Annotated in this window: 24 protein-coding genes; 15 read left to right on the top strand and 9 right to left on the bottom strand. The window is 44.7% G+C overall.

Annotated elements, in window-relative coordinates; translation table 11 throughout:
• Window positions 1–563 precede the first annotated feature (563 nt).
• The 10 genes from ACHZA2_RS02160 to ACHZA2_RS02115 all read left to right on the top strand — a co-directional run bounded on the left by ACHZA2_RS02160 (window position 564) and on the right by ACHZA2_RS02115 (window position 9,097).
• Complete coding sequence (locus ACHZA2_RS02160; protein WP_319578344.1) at window positions 564–923, top strand: hypothetical protein; 360 nt, start codon at window positions 564–566, stop codon at window positions 921–923.
• 200 nt (window positions 924–1,123) lie between these two features.
• Window positions 1,124–3,871 carry a type I restriction-modification enzyme R subunit C-terminal domain-containing protein gene (locus ACHZA2_RS02155; protein WP_319578343.1) on the top strand — a complete coding sequence of 916 codons (2,748 nt, stop codon included), beginning with the start codon at window positions 1,124–1,126 and terminating at the stop codon, window positions 3,869–3,871.
• A gap of 103 nt (window positions 3,872–3,974) precedes the next feature.
• On the top strand, window positions 3,975–4,304 hold the full coding sequence (locus ACHZA2_RS02150; RefSeq protein ID WP_319578342.1) for a nucleotidyltransferase domain-containing protein: 330 nt from the start codon (window positions 3,975–3,977) through the stop codon (window positions 4,302–4,304).
• Window positions 4,305–4,368: 64 nt separating this feature from the next.
• Window positions 4,369–4,575 (top strand): hypothetical protein, encoded by a 207-nt coding sequence (locus ACHZA2_RS02145; protein WP_319578341.1) that lies wholly within the window; start codon window positions 4,369–4,371, stop codon window positions 4,573–4,575.
• A 181-nt stretch (window positions 4,576–4,756) separates the two neighbouring features.
• Complete coding sequence (locus ACHZA2_RS02140; RefSeq protein ID WP_319578340.1) at window positions 4,757–6,328, top strand: restriction endonuclease subunit S; 1,572 nt, start codon at window positions 4,757–4,759, stop codon at window positions 6,326–6,328.
• On the top strand, window positions 6,318–6,701 hold the full coding sequence (locus ACHZA2_RS02135) for a HEPN domain-containing protein (RefSeq protein ID WP_319578339.1): 384 nt from the start codon (window positions 6,318–6,320) through the stop codon (window positions 6,699–6,701). Before ACHZA2_RS02140 ends, ACHZA2_RS02135 begins: the two co-directional genes overlap by 11 nt.
• Window positions 6,677–7,009: a nucleotidyltransferase domain-containing protein gene (locus ACHZA2_RS02130; RefSeq protein ID WP_319578338.1), complete on the top strand. Its 333-nt coding sequence runs from the start codon at window positions 6,677–6,679 to the stop codon at window positions 7,007–7,009. The genes ACHZA2_RS02135 and ACHZA2_RS02130 overlap by 25 nt, the downstream gene beginning before the upstream one ends.
• A gap of 12 nt (window positions 7,010–7,021) precedes the next feature.
• Entirely contained in the window at window positions 7,022–7,375 is a 354-nt protein-coding gene (locus ACHZA2_RS02125) for a nucleotidyltransferase domain-containing protein (protein ID WP_319578337.1), read from the top strand.
• Window positions 7,368–7,637 carry a HEPN domain-containing protein gene (locus ACHZA2_RS02120; protein ID WP_319578336.1) on the top strand — a complete coding sequence of 90 codons (270 nt, stop codon included), beginning with the start codon at window positions 7,368–7,370 and terminating at the stop codon, window positions 7,635–7,637. Before ACHZA2_RS02125 ends, ACHZA2_RS02120 begins: the two co-directional genes overlap by 8 nt.
• Window positions 7,637–9,097 carry a class I SAM-dependent DNA methyltransferase gene (locus ACHZA2_RS02115; protein WP_319578335.1) on the top strand — a complete coding sequence of 487 codons (1,461 nt, stop codon included), beginning with the start codon at window positions 7,637–7,639 and terminating at the stop codon, window positions 9,095–9,097. Before ACHZA2_RS02120 ends, ACHZA2_RS02115 begins: the two co-directional genes overlap by 1 nt.
• A gap of 265 nt (window positions 9,098–9,362) precedes the next feature.
• On the opposite strand, the gene ACHZA2_RS02110 is transcribed toward ACHZA2_RS02115, so the two are convergent.
• Window positions 9,363–9,629, bottom strand: coding sequence for a hypothetical protein (locus ACHZA2_RS02110; protein ID WP_319578334.1), 267 nt, complete (start codon window positions 9,627–9,629; stop codon window positions 9,363–9,365).
• Between the two features lie 241 nt (window positions 9,630–9,870).
• Here ACHZA2_RS02110 and ACHZA2_RS02105 point away from each other — a divergent pair, with 241 nt between their 5' ends.
• Together ACHZA2_RS02105 and ACHZA2_RS02100 are read left to right on the top strand one after the other, a co-directional pair.
• A complete protein-coding gene (locus ACHZA2_RS02105; RefSeq protein WP_319578333.1) occupies window positions 9,871–13,773 on the top strand; it encodes an MASE3 domain-containing protein in 3,903 nt (1,300 codons plus the stop codon).
• Between the two features lie 332 nt (window positions 13,774–14,105).
• Window positions 14,106–14,678, top strand: coding sequence for an ATP-binding protein (locus ACHZA2_RS02100; protein ID WP_319578332.1), 573 nt, complete (start codon window positions 14,106–14,108; stop codon window positions 14,676–14,678).
• Between the two features lie 55 nt (window positions 14,679–14,733).
• On the opposite strand, the gene uraA is transcribed toward ACHZA2_RS02100, so the two are convergent.
• Both uraA and ACHZA2_RS02090 read right to left on the bottom strand, forming a co-directional pair.
• The gene (gene uraA, locus ACHZA2_RS02095) at window positions 14,734–15,999 is read right to left on the bottom strand and encodes a uracil permease (protein ID WP_319578331.1); all 1,266 of its coding nucleotides are present in this window, start codon (window positions 15,997–15,999) and stop codon (window positions 14,734–14,736) included.
• Between the two features lie 185 nt (window positions 16,000–16,184).
• Complete coding sequence (locus ACHZA2_RS02090; protein ID WP_319578330.1) at window positions 16,185–16,496, bottom strand: hypothetical protein; 312 nt, start codon at window positions 16,494–16,496, stop codon at window positions 16,185–16,187.
• A gap of 254 nt (window positions 16,497–16,750) precedes the next feature.
• Between ACHZA2_RS02090 and ACHZA2_RS02085 the strand changes: the two genes are divergently transcribed.
• Together ACHZA2_RS02085 and ACHZA2_RS02080 are read left to right on the top strand one after the other, a co-directional pair.
• Complete coding sequence (locus tag ACHZA2_RS02085) at window positions 16,751–17,185, top strand: MarR family transcriptional regulator (RefSeq protein ID WP_319578329.1); 435 nt, start codon at window positions 16,751–16,753, stop codon at window positions 17,183–17,185.
• A 2-nt stretch (window positions 17,186–17,187) separates the two neighbouring features.
• On the top strand, window positions 17,188–18,021 hold the full coding sequence (locus tag ACHZA2_RS02080; RefSeq protein ID WP_319578328.1) for a DUF169 domain-containing protein: 834 nt from the start codon (window positions 17,188–17,190) through the stop codon (window positions 18,019–18,021).
• Window positions 18,022–18,119: 98 nt separating this feature from the next.
• Here the strand turns inward: ACHZA2_RS02080 and ACHZA2_RS02075 are convergent, their stop codons facing one another.
• Window positions 18,120–18,611 (bottom strand): putative immunity protein, encoded by a 492-nt coding sequence (locus ACHZA2_RS02075; protein WP_319578327.1) that lies wholly within the window; start codon window positions 18,609–18,611, stop codon window positions 18,120–18,122.
• Window positions 18,612–18,922: 311 nt separating this feature from the next.
• Entirely contained in the window at window positions 18,923–20,959 is a 2,037-nt protein-coding gene (locus tag ACHZA2_RS02070; RefSeq protein WP_319578326.1) for a methyl-accepting chemotaxis protein, read from the bottom strand.
• A 169-nt stretch (window positions 20,960–21,128) separates the two neighbouring features.
• Here ACHZA2_RS02070 and ACHZA2_RS02065 point away from each other — a divergent pair, with 169 nt between their 5' ends.
• Window positions 21,129–22,400 (top strand): PAS domain S-box protein, encoded by a 1,272-nt coding sequence (locus tag ACHZA2_RS02065; protein ID WP_319578325.1) that lies wholly within the window; start codon window positions 21,129–21,131, stop codon window positions 22,398–22,400.
• 591 nt (window positions 22,401–22,991) lie between these two features.
• Here ACHZA2_RS02065 and ACHZA2_RS02060 read toward each other — a convergent pair.
• From ACHZA2_RS02060 to ACHZA2_RS02045, 4 genes are all read right to left on the bottom strand, one after another.
• Window positions 22,992–23,678 (bottom strand): helix-turn-helix domain-containing protein, encoded by a 687-nt coding sequence (locus ACHZA2_RS02060; RefSeq protein WP_319578324.1) that lies wholly within the window; start codon window positions 23,676–23,678, stop codon window positions 22,992–22,994.
• Between the two features lie 2 nt (window positions 23,679–23,680).
• Window positions 23,681–24,289 (bottom strand): hypothetical protein, encoded by a 609-nt coding sequence (locus ACHZA2_RS02055; protein WP_319578323.1) that lies wholly within the window; start codon window positions 24,287–24,289, stop codon window positions 23,681–23,683.
• An 89-nt stretch (window positions 24,290–24,378) separates the two neighbouring features.
• On the bottom strand, window positions 24,379–24,792 hold the full coding sequence (locus tag ACHZA2_RS02050) for a hypothetical protein (RefSeq protein WP_319578322.1): 414 nt from the start codon (window positions 24,790–24,792) through the stop codon (window positions 24,379–24,381).
• A 303-nt stretch (window positions 24,793–25,095) separates the two neighbouring features.
• Window positions 25,096–25,518: a hypothetical protein gene (locus tag ACHZA2_RS02045; protein WP_394698460.1), complete on the bottom strand. Its 423-nt coding sequence runs from the start codon at window positions 25,516–25,518 to the stop codon at window positions 25,096–25,098.
• Between the last annotated feature and the right edge of the window lie 66 nt (window positions 25,519–25,584).

Here is a 25,584-nt window from a genome sequence, read left to right as displayed (position 1 = left end):
CAGTACAGGTAGTATCTGATACCACGGTATCATGTCCGTGTGCTTGTGACCCTGATATTTCCGCGACGACTGATCATGAGTAGGTAACTGGGGTCGATGTATCTTCCGATTGCGATTCCGGGCACTCTGGTACTCGCCCCATTTTACGCGACGATTCCGCGAACGCCCGGAATGGGCTGGAAACTGTAGCAACTTCCGCGAGCACCGAGAATCCGGGAAATACCTTCAAAATAAGACCGTCTGACTTCTGTGAGATCGACCGGGGGTTTGGTGTTGGGCCGTGTGACTGCTGCGGATCAGAGTGGGTTCATTTCCAGGAACGGATGTCTGCTCCGGTACGAATGAACAGGAAAATCTGCAGGTCATGTTATGAGAAGACAAAACGTGATGAGGCTGCATCATTCCGGTCTCTTCCCGGTGTGATTGATGCCGGGTCGATGACAGGCTGATCTCTGATATCGGGAGATACCAGGTCTGTGATATGTTCAAGACAACCTGGCACGATTCAGGGCCTGGGTTGCAGTCTGTGATTCATGCCGGTCCATGATTCTCAGATAGGGATCATGAGGCAGATATTCAGGGTCCATCTGCCTCATCTCTTCTGGTTCTTGTTCGGCTACTCAGTTCTCTGGAAAGTGGGCAGGCTGAAGCCGGATCCTGCTCATAAGCAGATCAGGGTTATCATTGACGGTCCGGGTGAGATCGGGAGAATATCAGGGAATGATACACGGGCGGTATTGAACCGGGAGGAAGGGATAGATATTGAACCCGGGGGAACGGTAGAGTTATCGTCATCCGGTCATGGGATAGTGATCGAGATTCCGGGAGAAGGTGGTGGAAGGTTTGTAACTGTTGCTATGCAGGTCTGGAATATGCTGGAGAAATGGCCGAAGAAAAAGGCAGCGTTGTTTGAGGAGGGATAGAAGGGATGTTATCTTCTCAATCAGAGGGATGGGGAAGTAAATTTTCGTGGTATCTTTTCAGCCATTCTTTTCAGTCACTCTTTGATGCCCCTGTTGAGGTTCCATGAGTGCTCTCATGGCATTGATGAGATAAAATCAATACATTTAATGTTTTTTGGTTCAAACAATGTGCGAGACAGAGGAATTATTTCTCCACAATCATGAAGCCAGAAGAGAAGGCCCGTCAGCAGATAGATCTGATGCTTGAAGCAGCCGGTTGGAATGTTCAGGATTATCGTGATATTAATCTGGGCGCCTCTTTTGGGGTTGCAGTTCGTGAGTTTCCGGTCGGAGCCGGGTTTGCAGATTACCTCTTATTTATTGACCGGAAAGCAGTCGGGGTTGTAGAAGCGAAACATGAAGGGGTTACGCTCTCCGGAGTTTCTGAACAGACCCAGGCCTATAGGACCAGTATGCCTGCAGCGGTTCCCACTCTGTTTCGTCCCCTGCCATTTGCCTATGAAAGTTCAGGGGTGGAGACCTTTTTCCGGTCAGAACAGGATCCAGAGCCCAGGTCCCGCCGGGTTTTCGGATTTCACCGGCCGGAGACACTTCGGTCCTGGGCAAAGGAGGAATCACCGCTGCGTCGCCGTCTCCAGCAGATGCCTCCCCTGATTGTCAGGGGACTTCGGGACTGCCAGGTGGAAGCGATCACCAATCTTGAGGTCTCATTTGCCGGTGATCACCCTCGATCACTTATCCAGATGGCAACCGGGTCAGGCAAGACCTTCACTTCAGTCAGCTTTGCCTACCGGTTGATCAAGCATGCCCATGCAAGACGGGTGCTCTTTCTTGTAGACCGGAGCAATCTCGGCCGTCAGACGCTCAAGGAGTTTCAGCAGTATGTAACGCCTGATGATGGGCGTAAGTTCACTGATCTCTATAATGTCCAGCATCTAACCAAAAATACGATAGATCCGGTCAGCCGTGTCTGCATCACCACAATACAGCGGCTCTTCTCGATGTTCAAAGGTGATGAGGTCTTTGAGGAGGAGAATGAAGAGCAGTCACTTTTTGATATGCCTGGTGATCAGCAACCGATTCCGATCTCATACAATTCGAAGATCCCTATAGAGATGTTTGATTTCGTGATTACCGATGAATGTCATCGCTCAATCTATAATCTCTGGCGGCAGGTGCTTGAGTACTTTGATGCCTCATTAGTTGGTCTTACGGCGACCCCGTCAAAGCAGACGATCGGGTTTTTCCATAATAATCTGGTGATGGAGTACAGTCATGAGCGGGCAGTTGCTGACGGGGTGAATGTCGGGTACGAGGTGTACCGGATCAAGACCAGGATCACTGATGAAGGCTCGGAGATAGAGAAAGGGTTCTGGGTCGGGAAACGTGACAAACTCTCCCGTAAGGAGCGGTGGGAGATGCTTGATGAGGATTTTACCTACACGCCCACCCAGATCGACCGGGCTGTTGTGGTTCCCGACCAGATCAGGACCGTGATCCGGACGTTCCGGGATGCCCTGTTTACCGAGATATTTCCGGGCAGGACCGAGGTTCCCAAAACGCTCATCTTTGCCAAGGATGATGCCCATGCTGAAGAGATCGTTCATATAATCAGGGAAGAGTTCGGGAAAGGGAACGAGTTCTGTAAGAAGATCACCTACCGGACCACCGGGGAGAAGCCCGAGAATCTGATCAAGAGTTTCTGCAACAGTTATCATCCCCGGATAGCGGTAACGGTGGATATGATCGCTACCGGGACTGATATCAAGCCGCTTGAGTGTGTGATGTTCATGCGGGATGTGCGGTCCCGGACGTATTTTGATCAGATGAAAGGCCGGGGTACCCGGACGATTAGTGATACCGATCTCCAGAGTGTGACGCCTGATGCAGAACATAAGACCCATTTCATCCTGATTGATGCGGTCGGGGTCTGTGAAAGTCCGAAGCTTGAGGTCAGGCCTCTTGAGCGAAAGAGGACAGTATCGTTTGAGAAGCTGCTTCAGCAGGTTGCCACCGGTATCAGGGATGATGATACGCTCACCTCGCTTGCCGGACGGATTGCCAGGATTGACCGGGAGATGACTTCTCCGGACAGGGCTGATCTTGAGAAGGTAACAAAGGTGCCGATCCGGAGGATCATCAACCGCCTAATGGATGCAACCGATCCCGATGTCCAGGATCAGAAGGCCCGGGAGATCTTTGCAGTGGATTCCCCTACTTCCCGGCAGGTGACAGAGGCGACCGAGGTTCTGACAACCGAGGCATGTAGGCCGTTTGATGACCCTGCAATCCGCCGGATGCTTGAGGATATCAGACGTAAGAATGAACAGGTTATCGACCGGGTGAGCATCGATGAGGTCGTCTTTTCCGGTTTTGATATTCACGCGAAAGAGAAGGCACAGGCTGTTGTTTCTACCTTTACCACGTTCATTGAGACCAATAAGGATGAACTGGAGGCCCTCCGGATTCTGTACAGCCAGCCGTATGGCCGGCGTCATCTGACCTATGAGGCGATTAAGGAACTGGCGAACCGGATTGAGCAGCCTCCCTATCTGCTGAGTACTGATATCCTCTGGAAGGCGTATGCCCAGCTTGAGGCATCAAAAGTCCATGGTGCCGGACCACAGAAACTGTTGACCAATATCGTGTCACTCCTCAGGTTTGCCATCGGTGAAGAACCGGTTCTGGAGCCGTTCGATACCCATGTGCATGACGAGTTCAAACGCTGGGTTTCGGAACAGGAGGGGACAGGAAAAAAGTTTACTCCTGAAGAATGCCGGTGGCTGGTGATGATCCGGGACCATATCGCCGCGTCACTCTCGATTGATATGGAGGATCTTGATAATCACCCGTTTTCTGACCGGGGCGGGAGGATGAAGGCTTGGGAGGTTTTCGGGGAGCGGCTTGAGCCGTTGATGCTGGAACTATCCGAGGTTCTGGCAGGGTAAATAACAATTCACTACACAAAGTGTAGTGAATTGATCAGTACCCTTATTTCAACTGAACGAGTTGGTTTACCTGAGTTTTCATCATCATTCAGAGATACCTATTATGGAGGATCGGGTTATTGAATCATTCAAAGGGGAGATCTTTCCAAGGTTGACCGAGTTGTTTACCCCTTCATTGGTGATTCTCTTCGGTTCCCGGGTGAGTGGGTCAGCCCATGAGGAGTCGGATCTGGATGTGATCCTGGTTTCAGAGAGGTTCCGGGGTGTTCTTCAGCATGAGCGGTTTCCCCTGGTCAGAAAAAGTATCAGGTCAGGGTATTCGATCGATTATCTTTGTTATACGATTGATGAGTTTGAGAGGATGAAGACCCGATCGAGTGTTCTGGGGAGTGCGTTAACCGGACCCCATCAGATAGTTTTAGGAACTCTATGAAATATCATTTCCGTCCGGTTCGCAAAGCCTATTGCTGACTTTGACATATTAAGAGGTTATTTGTATGCCTGTAATTAATCTTCTTTTGGAAGAGATTGGTGAACTTGATACTGATGACCAGGAGTATCTGCTCGATATTCTCCAAAACCGGTTGAGAGATAAGAGACGATCTGACCTTGCATCCCGGGGAAAAGAGGCCCTGTTACATGCACAGTCCGGGAGTGCAAAAACGGGATCGTTTCACGATTTATGGGTAAATATCAATGATTGAAGTAATCGGGGATGAAAAGCTCATTAAAAATATTCAGGATGTGGAGCAAAAACCATTCGGATCCTCTGGATAGTTCATGCACCCGGTGTTTCTTGTTGACATTGGAACCCATGAAGAAGTTTATTAGTAGTTTTTAAAAATCTCCTTTCTCCGTAGGTAATGAAAAAATAATTTGAATATTATGACCAATGAGATAAAAAATATTACCATCCGGGGCGGAAATTTGCAGGGGGAGTTGAGGACCGGTGATGCGGGAGTTATCGGAGCTGTTAGTGGGATGAAAATAGGAAATAAAGGAATCCCTAAAGGATGGATATTAACAGAACTTAGTATAATTGCTGATATATTTGATGTCGATCACAAAATGCCAAAAGCAGTTGATCATGGAGTTCTGTTTATTTCTCCTAAAGATTTTAATGGAGAAGATAATATCGACTTTAAAAATGCCAAACAAATATCAGAAGAGGATTACTTTAGGTTATCTAAAAAGTGTCACCCTGACCCTGGAGATTTATTATTTTCTCGTATCGGTACTATTGGTAAGGTAAGGATCGTTCCGCGTTCACTAAAATTTCAAATTTCATATAGTTTGTGCCTAATTAAGGTATTTAATCAAAATATTTACAATAAGTACTTGTTTTGGTTGCTCCGTTCTCATTCTATACAAACTCAATCCCATAAAAAAAAGCGAAGTATCGGAGTACCTGATTTAGGACTAAGGGATATTCGTTCTTTCTCAATACCTCTTCCCCCACTTAACGAACAAAACCGCATCGTCTCCAAGATCGAAGAGTTATTCACTCAGCTCGACGCCGGCATCGCCAGCCTCCAGGAAGTTCAAGATAAACTCTTCCAATACCGCAAAGCCGTCCTGAAACATGCCTTCGAAGGAAAGCTGACCGAGGCATGGCGAGAGGCACACATGGATGAGATCGAGCCGGCATCGGTGTTGCTAGAGAGGATCCGGGAAGAACGGCGGAAGGATAAGAAATACAAGGAACTGCTGCCGGTTAATACTGAGGGTCTGCCAGACCTTCCAGAGGGGTGGGTTTGGGTACGGATAAAAGAAGTTGGAGATTCTCGATTAGGCAGGCAACGTGCCCCTAAACATCATAATGGTGAAAATATGCGTCCTTATCTTCGGGTGGCAAATGTTTATGAAGATAGAATTGAGGCTTCAGACATTAAAGAAATGAACTTCACTCCCGAAGAGTTTGTTATTTATCATCTTCAGTATGGGGATATTCTTCTTAATGAAGGTCAAAGTAAAGAGTTAGTCGGCAGGCCTGCGATATATCGAGATGAAGTACCTAATGCTTGTTTTACGAATACACTGATAAGATTTAGGGTTTACTCATGTTTACTTCCAGAATTTGCACTAACTGTATTCAGAGGATATTTACACAATGGTAAGTTCGAGAAAATTGCACGTTGGACAACTAACATTGCTCACCTTGGCGGGGAGAGATTTGCAGATCTTGAATTTCCCCTCCCACCTATGCAAGAACAGGAGCAAATTGTTCTTGAAGTGAATAGACAACTCTCAATAATAGATCACCTCGAAAAAGAGTTTAAATTATATATCCTTCAATCAACCCAACTCCGTCAATCAATCCTGAAAAAAGCTTTCGAAGGCCGTCTCGTACCCCAGGATCCCAGCGACGAACCTGCCTCGGTCCTCCTTGACCGGATCCGACAGGAAAAACTAACCGCCGAACCAAAGAAACGAGGTCGAAAGAATCATGATACCTGAAGTATCTGAATGGCTCCGTCAGGCCGAGTACGATTATGAGGATGCCGAATATTTATTCCTGGGAAAAAGATATCCCAAAGCCATTTTCTGTTGTCATCTGGCTCTTGAAAAAGGATTAAAGGCTCTTTATCTCCATTATACTCAGACCCAACCTCCCCGGACTCATAGCTTATATTTCCTCATCCAGACCATTCCGGGAGGAGTTCCTGAAAGGTTTGAAAACCTGATGGATATTCTGGAAGATGTGAGTGTGAAGGTCAGATACCCCCCGATGCTTGATATTCTTCTGACTGATATTACTGAAGAGAGTGCCCACACGATCATAGAAGATACCGGAGGATTCCTCACATGGATTCGCGAATTGAAACTTTGATTGCCGACTTCTTACAAGAAATCAAAAACCTTGGTGTCGATATTACCATGATCGTGCTATTCGGCTCCCAATCTGATGGATCAGCAACGAACGAGAGTGATATCGATCTCGCTCTCATTTCTCCATCATTCGAGGGTCTTACCTCACTTGAGCGACGAAAACGGGTAAAGTCTGCATTATTTCACATCATCGACCGGTATCGCATCCCGGTAGACCTCATCCTCCTGACCCCGACAGAGTATGAGACTGAACACTCCCTCCGGATGTCTTTCATCAGACAAGGAACAGCCATATCAATCCCTGCATAAACGGAGTGCACAATGAATCAGACCTTTTCCACTATCCCTCAATCCCTCCCTCCTATCGTACAAGAGGCAATCTCCAGGTTTACTGAGAAGATCCTGACTAAATTTCCCGGTAAAATATATCAGATCATCTTATTTGGATCCTACGCCCGGGGAGATTATCATAAAGACTCTGATGTTGATCTTCTTGTTCTGACAAACGATGATACCTGGGAACTAAAAAAGAGTATTATGGATGCTGGATTTTATTTTTACCCGGAAATTGGAGTGATGATTTCAGCAAAAGTGATGACCGAAGAACAGTATCAGAAGCAATCCGGTTTTTTATTCATACAAGAAGTAGCACGTGAGGGGATAACTGTTGTCTGAATCGATTGAAGGAAGAATTCTCTTTCAAAAGGCGTATGAACGCCTTTCAGTCGCTGAAGAACTTCATCAGAATGGTCATTATGAGGATGCAGTATCCCGGAGTTATTATGCAATGTATTATGCAGCAAAAGCATTGCTTTCAACAAAGGGAATGGTAACAAAAACACATCGCGGATTAATTGCACAGATCAGCGATCAGTATGTTAAGTCAGGGCTTCTGGATTATGAGACCTGTGAATCCCTCTTTTCACGGAGCCTCTAATGGCAAACGAATCCGCAACTATTGTTCAGCGACTCTGGAATTACTGTAATGTCCTCCGGGATGACGGGGTCTCGTATGGTGATTATGTCGAACAACTCACCTACCTTGTCTTCCTGAAGATGGCAGATGAGCAGACAAAACCTCCTTTCAACAAACCCTCAACCATTCCTGTCGGGCTGGACTGGGAAAGTCTGGTCGAGAAAGATGGAGATGAACTCGAAGTTCACTATCGGCATATCCTCGAATCTCTCGGAAAGATGGAAGGAATGCTGGGGGTCATCTTCCGGAAATCCCAGAACCGGATTAACGATCCTGCAAAGCTCAAACGCCTCATCTCTCTCATCCATGGTGAGAACTGGGTCAGCATGGATATCGACATGAAAGGGGATATCTACGAAGGCCTGCTCCAGAAGAATGCAGAAGATACCAAGTCCGGTGCCGGGCAGTACTTCACCCCGAGAGCCCTCATCAGGGCGATGGTTGAGGTCACCAATATTCAGCCAGGTATGACGATCTGCGACCCTGCCTGCGGAACCGGGGGTTTTCTTCTTGCAGCCCAGGAGTATCTCCTCGAGCATTTCAACCTCAATAAAGAGCAGATGAAACAGCTCAAATCAGAAATATTCAGGGGATACGATATCGTGGATAATGTCGCCCGGCTCTGTGCCATGAATTTGTTTCTTCACGGGATTGGAGGAGATGAAAGTCCTATCACGGTCGCTGATGCCCTGGCTGCAGACCCCGGAGATCGGTATGATATCGTCCTCACCAATCCTCCCTTTGGAAAAAAGAGTAGCATCACCATCGTAAATGAAGAAGGGAAGGCCGATAAAGAAGGGCTCACCATTGAGCGGGGAGATTTCTGGGCGACCACCTCGAACAAACAGCTCAATTTCCTTCAGCATGTCAGGACGATTCTCACGATTAATGGAAAGTGTGCAATTGTGGTGCCTGATAACGTCCTCTTCGAAGGAGGAGCCGGGGAGATTGTGCGGAAAAAACTTCTTCATGAATGCGATCTTCACACGATTCTCCGGCTCCCTACCGGTATCTTTTATGCACAGGGGGTCAAAGCAAACGTCCTCTTTTTTGAGAAGAAACCGGCATCAGAAACTCCCTGGACAGAAAAGGTCTGGTTTTATGACCTCCGGACCAATATGCACTTCACTCTGAAGACGAATCCTCTCAAGTATGCAGATCTTGAGGATTTTATCAGATGTTATCACCCGGAAAAAAGGCATGATCGGGAAGAATCAGAGCGGTTTAAACCGATCACGTATGAAGAGATCCTCGGCCGGGACAAGGTAAGCCTTGACATCTTCTGGCTCCGGGATGAGAGCCTGGAAGATGCGGATAATCTACCGGAGCCGGATATTATCGCAGCGGAGATTGTGGACAACCTCGAAGCTGCGTTGGAACAGTTCAGGGAAGTATTGGACGGGCTCGGGGAGAGTCCGTAAATCCAGAAGTCTTTTTTCGAATGCTCATGAACCGTCGCCACTCACCCGGGAGTGGTATTTTTATTTAACTCCCTGTCTCAACCCTGGTTTAAACCCTTCCAACCTAATATCAGCCAGGTCTCCTTCTTAATCCTGCATTCCTCTCCTGACAATCACATCTCTCATCTGATACCCTTCTATGAACCCCTGCATCCTCTGACCGAGGTTCCGCTATAAGGCTCCTGACAACAACCGGTAATATCGATATATTTTTCACGTGGCATGATCAGGTCCCCCCTCTTCTCAAATATCCACCTTCCATCAGTTCATAGATACTGCCGTCCAGGAGATACTCGGAACAATAGAGGGTGTTACCTGTCTTTTTTTCTCCCGCTCCCTGGGTCCTGATGATCAAGGGAACATCCCGTTCCTCACCGGCATTGATGGTCGGAATATGGGCCGTTCCTCCCTTGTAAGAAAACGAGTTATCCTTACTGATGAATCTGATCGTCACATATCCATCTTCAAGTGCCCGGCCACCGGTATTCTTCACCCGAGCATCACATAAGCCGGGTCTCCACCGTGAATCGAACTACTGATTGGTCTGAATGTGACCTGCTCAATCACCGTTATCCCCGAAAATAGTTTCAGGCATGCCCATTCTAATTCCGGCAGGTTCTTGGTTTGATCTTTCCTCGTTCAATTGATGACCCACATAGTATTCCTTTGTGTAAAAAAAGTATAATCACATATAAGTTCATTTGAAACATAACGGAAACAGACCGGTGTCATCAATGGGTTATCAAACTTCCATCATGCAGAAGATTCTCCATATCCCTATTCAACTGACAAATCTTATTGAGATTTTATTCATCTTTATCATGCTTGGTGCCCTTTATCTCATCAGCACCATTAATTATCTTCTCTTCCACACTATCGTAGAAGGTGCGGGTCTCGCCGTTGTTTTATCAATCTTTATCATCGTCTGGAATACCAGAAGACAGATATCGGGGGCTTTTTTCTTAATTATTGGTATATCATTCATCTTCTTCGGTAGCTTCGATCTCCTCCATACCATAGCATACAAAGGTATGAATATCATCCCAGGGAATAGTGCTGATTTACCCACACAACTCTGGATCGCAGCACGTTACTTTCAGAGTATCACCTTCTTTCTCGCAACCCTTTTTATCGGGAGATCTATTACCAGGGATCAAAAATATGATGCTAGTATAAATATTGCGGTATGTGCCATTGCATCTGCCTTCCTCTATGCCAGCATTTTAGCCTGGCATATATTTCCATCCTGTTACATTGAGGGTATCGGACTGACCCCGTTCAAAATTGTAAGCGAGTTCATCATCTCGTTTATCCTTATTCTTACGATTGTTATTCTGTTCCTTAAACGGGAATACTTCGATCCAGTCGTCTTGAAACTTCTCATTTTAGCGCAGACATTTCTCCTTCTCGGAGAACTGGCTTTCACCTCTTATGTGAGTGTATACGGGTCCATGAACCTGCTTGGTCACCTCTTTCGATTCATCTCGGTCTATCTGTTTTGCCGGGTATTTATTGTCATCAGCCTGACCCGGCCATATAACCTGATATTTCGTGAACTGAAAGAGAAAGAGAATGCCCTGCAGGAGAGTATAGAAGAATTCAGGGCCGTTTTTGACCAGACGTATCATCTGATGGGAATACTTGATTATCAGGGAATACTCAGGGAAATGAACGCGGTAGCGGTAAAATATCTCCGTGATGAAAACCTCGACCCTGGATCTGTTCTTGGAAAACCTTTCTGGAACACCCCATGGTGGGTCCACGATCCTGTTCAACAGGATCAATTGAAACGTGCAATCCGGCGTGTAGCATCTGGGGAAGTAGTGCGTTTCGAAGCAACCCATCTATCAGGGAAAGATTTAGTGAATATTGATTTTTCGTTAAAACCAGTGAAGGATAAGGATGGTACTGTATTTCTTCTCATCGCAGAAGGTTGGGATATCACTGAACGTAAACAGGCTGAGAAATCGTTAAAGGAACTTGACTTTGTCATCAGGCACAGTCCAGCCATTGTCTTTGTCTGGAAAGCAGAAGAGGGATGGCCGGTGCAATATGTATCTGAAAACATCGGTCAACTTGGGTATACTGTAGAAAATTTCCTTTCTGGCAATGTAGTTTTTTCAAATATTATTCATCCTGATGACATTGGCCGCGTTTTTGCTGAAGTGACCCGATATAGTTCAGAAGAGGGACGCGAAGAATTCAACCAGGAATATCGTATCATAAAAGCGGACCAGACAATATGTTGGATTGATGATCGAACCTGGATTCGACGAGATAATGCCGGCCAGATCACACACTTCCAGGGGATTATTTTTGACATCACTGAACGAAAACAGGCTGAAGAGGCTGTTCAGGTTGCAGTACAATTAAACCAGTTGATTGATACCATGTCTGCAAGCGAGAGCATGAGTTACACGCTCGATGAAGCAGAACGGCTTACAAACAGTACAATCGGATTCTTTCATCTAATAAATCCTGATGGACAGACGATCCAGTTGGTTGCATGGTCGACAAAAACCCGTAAACATTGCTTTATTCCCAAGGGACCCGATCGGCACTATCCAGTGGAGAAAGCAGGTGTCTGGGTAGACTGTCTCCGTGAACGAAAACCTATCATTCACAATGATTACGCAAACCTGCCACATAAAAAAGGGCTGCCTGAAGGTCATGCTCCAGTCCTTCGTGAACTCGTCGTCCCAATATTCGACGCAGACAAGATTGTTGCAATAATCGGTGTGGGAAATAAAGCAACAGATTACCTGGAGAAAGATATCATCGTGCTAACCCTGCTTGCTAAAAACGCGTGGATCCTTATCCAGCGTAAGCATGTGGAAGAAGCTCTCAAAGAAAGCGAAGAACGGTTTCGAACAATGAGTGAGAGCTCATTGACCGGGGTTTATATTTTCATGGATGGCCTGGTGAAGTATGCGAATCCCACCTTTGCAAGGATTCTGGGGTATACTCCTGAGGAACTGATAGGGATGGATCCCCTGGATACTGTCCACCCTGATGATCGTGATATGGTTCGGGATAGGATGATGGCACGTGTTGACCATAAGGAAAGGATCAGTGTCTATGAATGCCGTCTGATCACCAAAGACCAAAGGACTATCCTCGTCAGTATCATGGGGACGTTGATACCGTACCAGGGTCAACTGGCTCTTTCTGGAAACCTGATGGATATCACAGAACGTAAATCAGCCGAGGAAGCCCTGCGGGAGAGTGAATTCAGGTTTAGGGAACTTTTCAACTCCATGAGCAGTGGTGTTGTGGTCTACCGGGCAGTGGATGACGGTGCAAATTTTGTAATTGTTGACGTTAATCCCGCTGCTGAAGCAATTGAAAAAATTTCAAAGCAGGATATGATAGGAAAAAATGTCAGCGAGGTATTTCCTGGTATCTTTGAGTTCGGAATTATGGAAGTATTCCAAAGAGTCTGGAAGACAGGAATACCCGAACATCATCCCCTCTCCTTTTATCAGGATAACCGTGTTTCCAGTTGGCGGGAGAATTATATTTATATACTTCCTTCAGGGGAAGTCGTTGCCATATATGATGATGTAACTGCCCGTAAACGGGCAGAAGATGCACTTATTGAGAGCGAGCAGAAGTTCCGTGATATTTTTAACAATACTTCTGATGCGATACATATCCATGAAATCAATGAAGATGGGACACTAGGACGATTCACTGAGATTAACGATATCACCTCAAGGATATTAGGATATACCAGGGATGAGTTGCTCGCAATGTCACCTTCTGATATCACAACTGATTACCATTCTCCACCCCTTGAAAAAATCCTTGAAACACAACGAACCACCGGAACTGCAAGGTTTGAGACTGAATACCGGAGAAAAGATGGTTCAATCGTACCAGTTGAAGTCAACACCCATGTTGTAAACATTCAGGGAACCAGAGTCATGTTGGGAGTTGTCCGGGACATCACAGAGCGGAAATTTGCAGAAAAGGCCTTACGACAGGCTAATAAAAAACTAAATCTGCTCTCCAGTATCACCAGGCATGATATCAATAACCAGATTCAGGTCCTGTTATTTCTTTTGGAGTTCGCTAAAGATGCAATTAATGATACAACCAAACAATTGGAAATAATTGAGAAAGAGAAAGGTATCGTCGATAATATCTATCATCAGATCAGTTTTACAAAAGATTATGAAGATTTAGGTGTAGTGGCTCCAAACTGGCAGAAGGTCGCTCCTATCATAAAAAGTTGTTCTACACTGCTTCACCCTGAAACCGTTCAGATAATTTTCGAAGAATCAAATCTGGAGATATTCGCAGATCCACTACTCCAGAAGGTGTTTTATAATCTTTTTGATAATGCAATGCGATACGGAGGTGAAAAAATGACATCAATCCGTATTTCAAGTCATGAAGAAAATGATTCCCTGATCATTGTGGTAGAAGATGATGGGGAAGGAGTTAGTATAGAGGATAAAGAAAAATTATTCTCAAAAGGATTTGGAAAACATACTGGTCTCGGTCTTTTTCTCTCCCGCGAAATTCTCTCTATTACCGGAATTACTATCACCGAAAATGGGGTGCCAGGAATAGGAGCACGGTTTGATATCCTTGTGCCACATGGAGAATACCGCTTTTCAAGTAACGATTGATGAAAATCTTCAAGATTGGGATATATCTTCGTAATCAGAACCTACTCAATCCAAATTTCTAATTTTCGTTCACCCTCCTGAAATTTTAGGGAGGATATGGTCCAAGGAGCAGTTAAATGAAGAGCGGCATGAAATAGTTCCTCAGCAAGAATCATTGTACTTGATTACATTCGCTGATACTTTACCCATACGAAATGTCGATGAGCCAATTATCGCTCGTGATATCTCTACACAAATAGCCAGGGAAGAGATGTTGAAAATGCTTAAATATAAAACAACACCTCCTATCAGCAATCTCCAGGCACGATGTGAACAACAGTCTTCAGGTACTGATGCTCTGCAATTCACTTCTGGTTGAACAGATAACAGATCCCGAACTGCTAAAGATAGTTCAGACAATCCTGAAGCAGTCCCTGATTATAAATTCTCATATAGAATTCATGAAAGACTACGAATCACTGGGTATTCAGGCACCATCATGGCAAAATGCATATGATCTTTTTGAAAAGGCCTCTGCTCCTTTTTTTACCGGCTCTGTCAGATTTGAAAATAATCTTGAGAATCTTGAGATCTACGCAGATCCCCTGATTGAGAAGGTGATGTACAATCTCTGTGATAATGCCATGAAATACGGAGTAAATCTGACCTACATTCACTCGTATTATCAACCGGATGGAGAGACCTGTCTGATTATTGTTGAAGATGATGGGATTGGTATCCAGAAAGAACTGAAGGCAAAGATTTTTGAAAAAGGATTTGGAAAAACATCAGGATTAGGTCTGTTTTTTATCAAAGAGATCCTTTCCATAACAAATATCGCAATCAGGGAGACCGGGATTCAGGATAACGGTGCCCGGTTTGAATTGATCGTTCCGGCAGGAAACTGGAGGGTGAGATATTCATAATTTGCATGTTCTCTTGGACCATTTGTATCCTGAATATCTGCATTGTTCTGGAAAATCAGGACTGACTATCCTGGTTTCCATTCCATATTCCATACTTTTCAAGCCCGATGAACAGCAGATTAAGTCCAATCCCTGCGATGGTGGCAAGAGACATCCCTTCTATATTTGACGGTCCCAGATCGATAAGGGCTCCTGAACATCCAATTACGAGGATGACAGAGACAAGGACCAGGTTTTTTGTTCGTGAGAGATCCACCCCTGCTTCAATCATCATCCGTATACCCTGAGAGGCGATTACACCAAAGAGTAGAAGCGATATACCGCCGATGATCGGGTCCGGGATACTCAAAATCGCAGAAGAAAACTTTCCGCAGAAGGAGATAAGAATAGCAAAGACAGCAGCACCAGCAAAAACAGCAGTACTGTACACCCTGGTGATTGCCATCACCCCGATATTCTCCGAGTACGTGGTATTTGGAGTAGAACCAAAAAAGCCTGACAGGGTGCAGGATATCCCTTTTCCAATCACCACCCTGAAGAGGCCGGGATCCTTGATCATGTCAGTTCCGACGATACTGCCTGTCACCTGCAGGTGCCCGATCAGCTCCACCAAAGTGACAAAAAACGCCGGGATGAGTATTATTATGGCATGAATCGACCACACCGGAGTATAGAACGGGGGCACAGCCAGCCAGGGAGCCTCAATGATCTTCTCCATCGAGAATTGGCCGAGGAGAATCGCCAGTGTGCTTCCCCCGATGATTCCGATAAGTACCGGAATTACCCGGAGAAACCCCTTAAAGACGGTCATGCTGATGATCGTAACCAGAAGAGTAAAAAGTGATATTGCAGCGACATGGAGATCCGGATTGTCCATGCTGAGTCCTGATAATTTTGCTGCGGTAGGCGCAAGTGCAAGACCAATAACAGCAACGACGCTGCCCATAACAACATCTGGGAATAGTATTTTGACCCAGCCGGTTCCAAACCGGTAGATGATCAGGGCTGACAGCAGAAAGAGTAATCCGGTAACTATGTACCCGGAGAGGGCTGCTCCGTACCCGTAGGATCCGATGATGATGAGAGATGGAGCAATATATGCAAAACTCGATCCCAGATATGCAGGTACTTTCCACTTGCAGATGGCAAGAAAAATCAGAGTTCCTATTCCATTGAACAGTAATACCGTCGCCGGATTGATGCCCAGAAGTACAGGAACCAGAACGGTAGCCCCGAACATTGCAAACAGGTGCTGGAGACTGAGAGGAATCAGCAGGGCGAGAGGAGGGACTGCGTCAACCGGGATCTGATCACTGGTCATTGAATACCTGTAGGTACCATGAGGCATAGGTTCTTTCGAAATATTCCGGATGATCACCGATGGTAGTTCAGCAACTGTGACAATCGTACAGAAGAGTTCTTTATGTAGATCATGACCTTTCCGGCATTAGAATCCCGATACTCTCCGGTCTGGTATCCCTGGGCGATGGAAAAAAGTGAGTAGTCCTACACTTCTGACTGATACTTAAAACTCTTCATGAAGTTCTTTATTCCACCCTGTGATACAGCATTATCGGTATCATTTGTTTTTGTTCCATCTGCTATGCGTTGAGCAGTGCCGTTCGTGAGGTTCTGATACGACTGGTTCGTCTCATTTATTAAGATATCTCCTGATTGGGATATATTAGTCACATTCACGTTCTCTTTCTCTGCAAATGAGATGCCAAGGAGACTCACAAGGAGAAGACTGACAATAATGGATATTACAACTTTGTTGGCGATCATATCATCAATACCGGTACTATTCGTCAGTATCATACAAGGCTTTTCTTATTTGGAATCTATTTCAGAATCTTTTTGAGAGGCTATGCAATAATAATCCTGTCTGCATTTTTACAAAGATACGACCTTCAGATATATCCTGAGATATGGTATCAACTCATCATTTTTTTATGGTGGCTCAATTCAGTTCTTGTAATTGCCCTCTAGTCGTGTCACCATCGTTACCCATCTTTTTCGCAAATCATTGACCAGTCAACATTAAATATCTTGTTGACTCATCAACTAATTGCATGAGAGATACGGACGGGCCATTTGGAAAGTATGTTTCACTGGCATACTGGCTCATTCAAAAACAATTAAACAATGAACTCTCTGGATTTGGGATCAAAATCACACAGTACTCAATACTTCGGTATCTCTACAAGTATGATGGATCCAACCAGGAGCAGATTGCCGGAGATCTCGAGATTGACAAAGGCCTCTGTTCCAGAGAGATCAGAAAACTCGAGGATGCCGGTCTCATAGTCAGGACAAAACACCAGTCAGATAACAGGCAATGGATATGTTCTCTTACCAAGACCGGACTAGCCCTCAAAAAAGACCTTGTCAGGATTGGAGATCAGATCAATGATAATGTTCTGCAAGGAATATCAGCAACAGAAGAAGAGGCTCTCTATACTCTCATCAAACGTGTCATCTCAAATCTGAATCCGGAGGAAGATTGATTATGGTTATATCAAGTGAGATCGCAAAAAAGGCCGGAATACAAACAGAACCGGTCGCAATCGTGTGGAGTAATACAAAACCCGAACATGCACTTGAGATTCGGCCCGGAACCTGGGCATGTCTCATGTGGTATTATGCCAAGGCTGTCCTTGATGGAAAGATTACAGCATTATCCAGAGATTCGTTTGGATGTTGTGGAGGAGCCATCGGAATAGGATTTGGGCGGCCATTTGAAACACATTCTTCAGGAAATGAAGATAACTTCTGTTGTTTCCTCTCGAATGGACGAGACGGCTGCACAGATATTGAGGCCTTTGACGCACGTCTTGATGCGATATCAAATCCTCACCAAAAAGAGATGCTCAAGGAAGGAGAGAGGATCAAGAAAAACCCGGGAGTTGCCAAGGAATTTCTCAATGTATTGCCGCACTATGATGTCCCAACAAAGTATGTTCTCTTCAAACCCTTCTCTCTCACGCAGCCTGATGAGATGATAAAAAGTGTAATCTTTCTTGCAAATCCTGACCAGATATCTGTGCTGTCGATTCTTGCTAACTATCCCCGTGGTCAGATTATTGATCGGGTGGTTGTTGCAGCTGGTGCTTCGGGGTGTCAGGCATTTGGGGTCTGTACGTACAACGAAGAGTTGTCAGAAAACCCGAGGGCAATTGTTGGGCTTACTGATCTGATGGCAAGAAAGGCAGTGAGAAGAACACTTGGGTCTGACAAATTCACGTTCTCTGTACCATACTCGTTATTCCTTGAGATGGAAGCAAATGTTCCGGGTAGTATCCTTGACTCTGAACTCTGGATAGAGATCAGGGATGGATCATAACCTCTTCTTTGAGAGTGAGTTGCTTAAACCTGTCTGGTTGAGGGAATGAGATAAACAGTCTGTTCTTACGAAGTGTTGGTATAATTTCCCTTCTCTGTTCACATATCATCCCGTAATCCGAAACCTCTTCCTTTCATCTGGATGGTGTGGATTACGAGTTCTCTGATAACATCAGGAAGATCTGAAGGTAATTTTTCTATCTGCCATGCTCTCTCTTCTGACGCCTTATTTCCTGCAAGGATGGCTGCTTTTTGAGCATACAAGGCCGCTCCGATACAATGGTCTGCCATATGAGCTGTTGCAACGCCCTGCCCAATTGACCGGGCAACTGCACTGGCAAGAGGATCGGGTATCTCTCTTGCATGGGCGTGAACTTTTCGTGAGGCCTTCATGAGATCTCCTGTTGTACTTGTGCCTTGTGACCATGAAATAGCGAGAGTCATGGCTTCCTGTAAAACCTGATCCTCTTTGCAGCCGTAATAAGGCAATACGTGCTCATAACAGTTAATGGCCCATTTCATAAGTTTCCGGTGATCTTCGAGCGAAAGACTGCCGCCACGATGCATGGCAATAAATTGTATGTCTCTCATTGACGTTCCTTCATTTTGGTTGTGATCATACTCTGGATGTTTTGAGAACTGTTTACCGTACTCCTATGAAACAATATTGCTGTGAGATATTCATTACAGGTATAATAAAGAGGTTATGGATGCGGAACTCTTCTAAAAAAACCCCAACGGTGCCCCGTTGGGGGCCCCAGGTAGGGCCGGTGAAAAGGACTTTTTCATGCAAAATTTTTATTGTATATTTAGAATAGTAATAGTTCAGAGAATACGCTTCTGAACCAGGTTTCCTCTGCTCTCTCAAAAAAAGAATCTGATTTAGGTTCTCTGTGAACCTTTCAGACCTTGAAGAAATTAACCTGATTCTGCACATTCTCTACGATGCCATTCAGGTTCCCAATAACCTGAGAGATCTGATTAACCGCCATAGATACTTCATTCGTTGAATTTGCAGACAAATCTGCATCTTTGGAAGTATTCGATACAAGACTGCCAATCTCAGTAATACTTGCGGTAATCTCTTCAACTGAAGCCGCCTGCTCTTCGGTTGCTGCAGCAACATCGGTAACATTCAGATTAATATCACCTATCAACTCAGCAATCCGGGAGAATGACTGAAGAGTATCCTGGAGTGCCTTTCCTCCGGTCTCCACATCTTTTACCGTTCTTTCCATAGCATCTGATGCCTGGACTGACCGGCTCTGAAGATTTTCAATTTTGGATGCGATATTTTCAGCAGATGTCTGAGTCTCGTGAGCAAGTGCTTTCACTTCATCAGCGACGACAGCAAACCCGAGTCCTGCCTCTCCTGCCCGTGCCGCTTCTATCGCTGCATTGAGGGCGAGAAGGCTGGTTTGATCTGATATATCCCTGATAAGGCCCACAATCTTTCCAATCTCTTCCATCTGGTGGCTGATATCCTCCATATTCTTCCTGCTCTCGATGGTTGACTGGGTAATACCATCCATTCCTTTCTCAGCAACACCGGCGAGTGTGACACCTTCCCTGGAATACTTATCAGCTTCGGTTGTGAGTCTGCTCACCTGTTCACTCTTGACAGCAACCTGGTTTACCGTAGTATTGAGTTCTTCCATCGCCTTTAGAATCTGAGAAACTCCATCTTTGCATTTCTCTGCATTTTCACTGACACTTATGGATGAATCTGCAACCGCCTTTACACTAGCTGCGACCTCTTCAGTACTTGCATTAGCCTCCTCGGCATTTGCAGTCAGATCACTCATCTGCTGCTGAATAGAAATAATTGCACCAGATACTGATCTTCCACTCTCGTTTAATGCATCCTTGAACCGCTTGAAATCCCCTCTTACATCTGCCTGCTCATCATACCTGACTGAAAAGTTTCCTGTGGCAAATTCATTGGCAATTCTCATGGCCTCCATATTTGGTTTGAGAAAAGCTTCAACCAAGTCATGAATCGCCTCAACCAGTACCTTGAATTCGCCTGAATATTTGGAAGAATCAATGCGAATATCCAGATCTCCATTTCTTATTTTTTCAGCAATATTCATGATTGAAGTATTGGCAAATTTAGATCTTTCCAGGTTTTCTTTGATCTCCCGGTTTTGTTTCTCTAAATTTACTGCCATTGCATCAAAGGAAGAACCAATCGAACTGATCTCATCACTACCTTTCATATCAATATGATACGACAGGTTACCTGACCCTAATTCGTCCATTCCCTTCATTAGAAGGTTAAATCTCCGATTGATGTTCCGTGTAATTACCCATGCAATTGACAAAAGAACTAACGTACAGATGAAAATAACAAGAATGATAACCAGAAGTGCAAGAGAATACATCTTATTTGATTCAGTGTAACACTGACTTGCGGTCTGATTGTTTTCATCCATCAGTTTCTGAATGTCATTCAGGATGATATTACGTTTAGGAATGGCCTCCTGGGACCGTATTTGAGTGGCTTCTGCTTCTCTTCCTTCAAGTGTTAATGAATTAACCCGTTTTGTTATCTCAAAGTAATCTGAAGATGCCGCCTTTATCTCCTTAATCATATCCTTTTCGGTTTCAGTCATCTCTATTGATGAATAGTCATCAACACGATTGAGAAGTGAGACCCCGAATGGCTCCATCTTCGTCTTAAAAATCTGATCTTTTTCAGAAACGTTAGATGAAAGGGTAAATGTGTATCCACCGATTGCATAATTCAGCATATCAGAGTATGCTCCATTTGCGAGCATGGAATGGGCATATTTATTCTTGTATATTTTATCAATCTCTGAATTTATCGATCCTGCAGTGTATAACCCACATATCCCGATTATAATAATTGAAATAACACCAACTGCTATCAGGATGAGCAGTTTTCTGCTCATCGATATATCATCTAATTGTATCATGGTAGATCCCCTGTACCCAAATAACGAAAAGAATGTGGCAAAAACCACTGTCCCCGATTCATCAATACGGATAGTAGGCTGATTTATTTCATTTTCAGTAACTTAACGCCGGCCTTATTGCGAATCAATGCACGAACTTTTATAACCTATAATTATTATTTTTATAAGAATGGATGGGGATGCGTCTGATTCTATATGGGAAGTCTTGAAAAAAACCAATAAACCGATATCAATAACCCGGATTGCAAGGGAAGCCTCTATTTCCCGGACAACCGCTGCACGGTACCTCGATCATCTGCATTTTTCGGGTCAGGTAAAATTATATGAGATAGGAAAAGCAAAAAAATATCTGCTCTCTTCAGAGCAACCTACTCATTCTATCTGTGATATATCATCAGATCTCATCATCTTTTTAGATACTTCATTCAAAATTTTGTATGTAAATAAGGCATATCAGGAGTATTTTCATCTGTCCCTCGAAGAGATCATCGGGAGACGAATTGATGCCTTGAACCTGGATATTTTTTCAGCCGTAGATATCCTGAAAATACTGAAAGAGTATAACCGGGATGATTTTTCGTCACATATCATTGAGATATTTAGGGAAAACGATATGTATACCTATGAATTGTTTTTTGTAAAAGGACAGATCGGCCCATATCGTGCTGCTATCTCTATTATTATAAAGGATATTACCGAAAAAAAGCGAATAGAAGATGAGAACCGGTTTCTTGCATCAATTGTAGCATGTTCGGAGGATGCGATAATTGCAGTGAATAGGTCAATAACTGTTACTGCATGGAACACCAGTGCTGAACGGTTATTTGGATATAGTGCCGGTGAAGTAATTGGCAGATCGATATCTGTTATTCACCCTCCCTGGTATAATGATGTGTTTCCTATTCATGACCGGTTACTGAACGGAGAAGTAATTAAGCAGTACGAGTGTACCCGTCAAAGGAAAGATGGTTCACTCGTTGATGTTTCAATTACTGCCTCATTAGTTTTTGATCAAGATGGAGGGATTCTCGGCTCATCAGCTATTTTTCGTGATATTACGGCATATAACCAGATAAAGAGAACCAGATCTCATTTAAATCTGCAATTACATGCATTGCTAGATAATATCCATGAAGTGTTGGCAATTATTGATCCGACCACTCATAAAATCCTGTTAGTTAATGCTATTGGGAGAGAAGTGTTTGAAAACCAGACCGCGATATGCTGGTTTCACACGGGACAGTATCATTTTCCGATGGTATGTGATATCTGTTCTCAATTAAACCTGAAAGAAAAACAAGGTCCATTCTCATTCATATTTAATAAAGGAAACGCGAATCTGCATTCAAAAATCCAGATGATTCCATATGGGGCTCAAAAGAGTGCTCTGATGGTATCCATGTTTGATCCTGAAAGCTTTGTAGCCGAAGGACCACTGTGAGAATAATGGATAGAATAAATTCAGGATTATTGAGGTTTTTGACCAGTTGTCTGTGATTACCTGGCATCCGGGTTCTCCCCATGATATATTGGTAGATCTGAAGGATATGTGAGACGGTATACCTGTCCTGATAGTTCGTTCGGGAGTATTCCTTCTCTCTTCTGATTTCTGTCCGGGTATTACGTGCTCTAAATGATTGGCAGAAAGAAGTCTGATCCGGAGATAGAGCAGGACAAGGTTATCGTCGACGGTCCGTGACGATCATGAGGACTTTCAGGGATGATGCCCGGAAAGTGATCAACCGGAAAGATAGTAGTTGTGGTAGATCCCGGGTGAACAACTGATTATCACCGTCAGGGTACGAGTGGTGATAAAGACCCCTTGAAGAAGCCCGGGCCTTTATTGTTACCGTACAGATATGAAATATGCTGACGCTCAGGCTGAGGAATAAGGCCGGTTTTGAGGAGTGGAAGGGAGTTGAATGGAGAGATTGGGGGGCACATTCAGGCTCCATGACGTAATCGCGAAAAAAATCACATATTGGGATTTGAGATCTGATATTTTACTACGGCTATTGTATCATACAATCCTTCACTGTGATCCCTGGAGTAAGGTAGCATCATTCAGGTGATACTTGAGTGTTCTACCTGTTCGCTCAACTGTGATGACACCTCCCCTGAGAAGACGAGAGAGGTGCCAGCCTGCTGCCTGGGCTGAAATCTCTAGTCTGCACCCGATCTCAAGACGGGTAAGACTCTTGTTTTTACAGAGCATTGCAACAATCTCTTTACAGGCAGGAGATGCAGCAGCGTTCATCATCTGTTTCTCTTCTGAGGAATATCCCATCGGATAGTACCTGCTAAATCCATCATCCTGTTCTTTTGATATCTTGCCAAATCTGGCGAGTTGATCAAGATGATGCCTGACCGTACCAAGTTCCATACCAATACCTGATGCAATCCCCCGGAGATGAATTCCCGGATGATTTCTGATAAAGTCAAATATCTCTTTGCGGGGTTGAGAGTCAAAGAGGGTGCTCCGGTCAATCCGGCGATACCCCAGGGCAACGATTGCCTTAAGGAAAAGGAGGAATGGATTGAGAAGGACTATCTGCGATAAAATCAACCATAGTGGAAGTTCAATCAGATCCACCCGGGATGGACAACCAGGATGACCATCAGGGAGATCATCATACGCACTACTGACCTGATATCTGGTTGCCATCACCTGGGCTGGGATACAGATCAGGAGAAGAAGTAGTATCAGTAAAATCCTCATGGTTACTCCTGCCATGTTTCAATCTGAAATGGAACCGGACTTTGAAGATGCTCGCCGTGAACACGATAATACCATCTTCCGGGATCCAAGCCTTCTGTAGAGTTAATCTTCATGAAGATCGCCTGATCCATCTTCCCGTCTGCATCATCATGGTACGGGCCATACTCTCCGTCAGGGGTGTAAATCGTCAGGTTCAGGGCAGAGGGCTGACTCCATGATACCCGGACATACTGCTGTGTCTGTCCTGGGGCAATCGCATCAGAAAAATACTTATCTTCCTCTGGATTTAGTATCTGCAAAACACCCGGGTTATTTGGATCTGACATCTCTGATACATTGTATATCTTTACGATCACGATATTTTCAGTGCCTGTTCCTATCGATTCGGCAATGCCGTATGTGACAGTATTGCCTGATTTGACAGTATCAGATGAACCTGATCTGGAGATTGTAACATAGGAGTTTGATAAATCATCCTGAGTGGAATAATTCTCCTGTCCATCATTGGTCATGATTGTTACACAGATCGGTTCTGCCGGAGAAAGGATAGGAATGAAGAGCAGGATGAAGATAATTGCGGATAAAGCCTTTATCACACCGCTGCGTGTCATACAATACCGGTTGTCCGGGATACTATTGAAGGGTTGTGGCACAATTCTTTTCTCATCCTTTTCGGGGGTATGCAATAGGAGAGGTTCTTTCAGGGGGTTTTATTCCTGAATCCGGTTCCAACAACAGCATCTGTGGTTCGATCATAGATCGTCATCATTCCTGTTGCATCCGGTCCTTCAATGCGGAACTCTGTATTATGTTCTGTTCTCTCCTTCTCAAACTCTTCCGGAGTGAGGCTTTGTAGGAGTTCACCGGTATCAACATTTTTTACAATGTAATGAGTTCCATCAAACTCTGTCGAGGTAGTGACGGTAAAAACCTTGGCAGTCCCGTTGTCTGTGGTTTGTTCAGGCACCAGAATCCCGACAACCGGGATGATAATGAGGGATATACAGACCAGAAGGGCGCCAAGGACTGTACATCCAATACGTGTGTGTGTGTTCATGATAATCAGGGGTATGCCGGACCTTACCGGATTCATCCCCGTAATCAATGTCTGCATCGGATAGTATCCTGATTCCGGCACATCCCTTTTCATCTGAATCGACTTGGTGATGGAAATGAAGGTGATGATGCTTTCTTTGTTTTTGGTATGATACATGAGCATTTAAAAAAATCAGAAGAACTCGATGGACACTTCTCAAAGCAGAAAATTTCGAAACATAATTTCAGGTGGCCAGGTATCTGTGGAACTACATACAGAGAGAGGATAGGGGCAGCAGGATGACTTGATGCCTTGAATTGGCATTACTGTCATCCTGCCGGTCTTTCCGATCAATCGTGGGGTTTGGGGTAGAAGAACAGATCAGTGGGTTGTTATGAATCCGGTTGCGACATGTCCCTCATTTACCGAATCAGAAATAGTGATCGTGTCACCTGATCCTGACCAGTACCCTGCATTCAGGGGCTGTTCATAAAATGAAATCATTTCAGATACATCAGGCCTGACAATTCTACTGGTGATCGGATCATAATATGTGACCCTGCCATATGAATCAGGTCCGGTAATCCGGTATTTAGCCTCAAGAGCCGACCTTCTCTTCTGAAATTCAGGTTCAGAGATGGTTACTAGTACTTTTCCGGTAACATCGTTTTTTATGTGGTAAAACGAGCCATCAAAAATCGTTGATGTAGTTATCGGGTCATAATCGGTTGTCCCGGTGACCGTGGTCACCCCCTGTATCGGATTTGCGGCAACTGGCAGGATACAGAGGGAGAAACTGATCATAACGAGACAGATGGTTATTATTTCATAACGTTTGTGAGTTTTCATAATAATCAGGGGTATGCCGGA

The organism is uncultured Methanospirillum sp. (assembly GCF_963668415.2).
In the GTDB taxonomy this organism is placed as follows: domain Archaea; phylum Halobacteriota; class Methanomicrobia; order Methanomicrobiales; family Methanospirillaceae; genus Methanospirillum.
The sequence above is the reverse complement of the archived record's forward strand: the minus strand, read 5'-3'. Positions and strand labels throughout refer to the sequence as shown.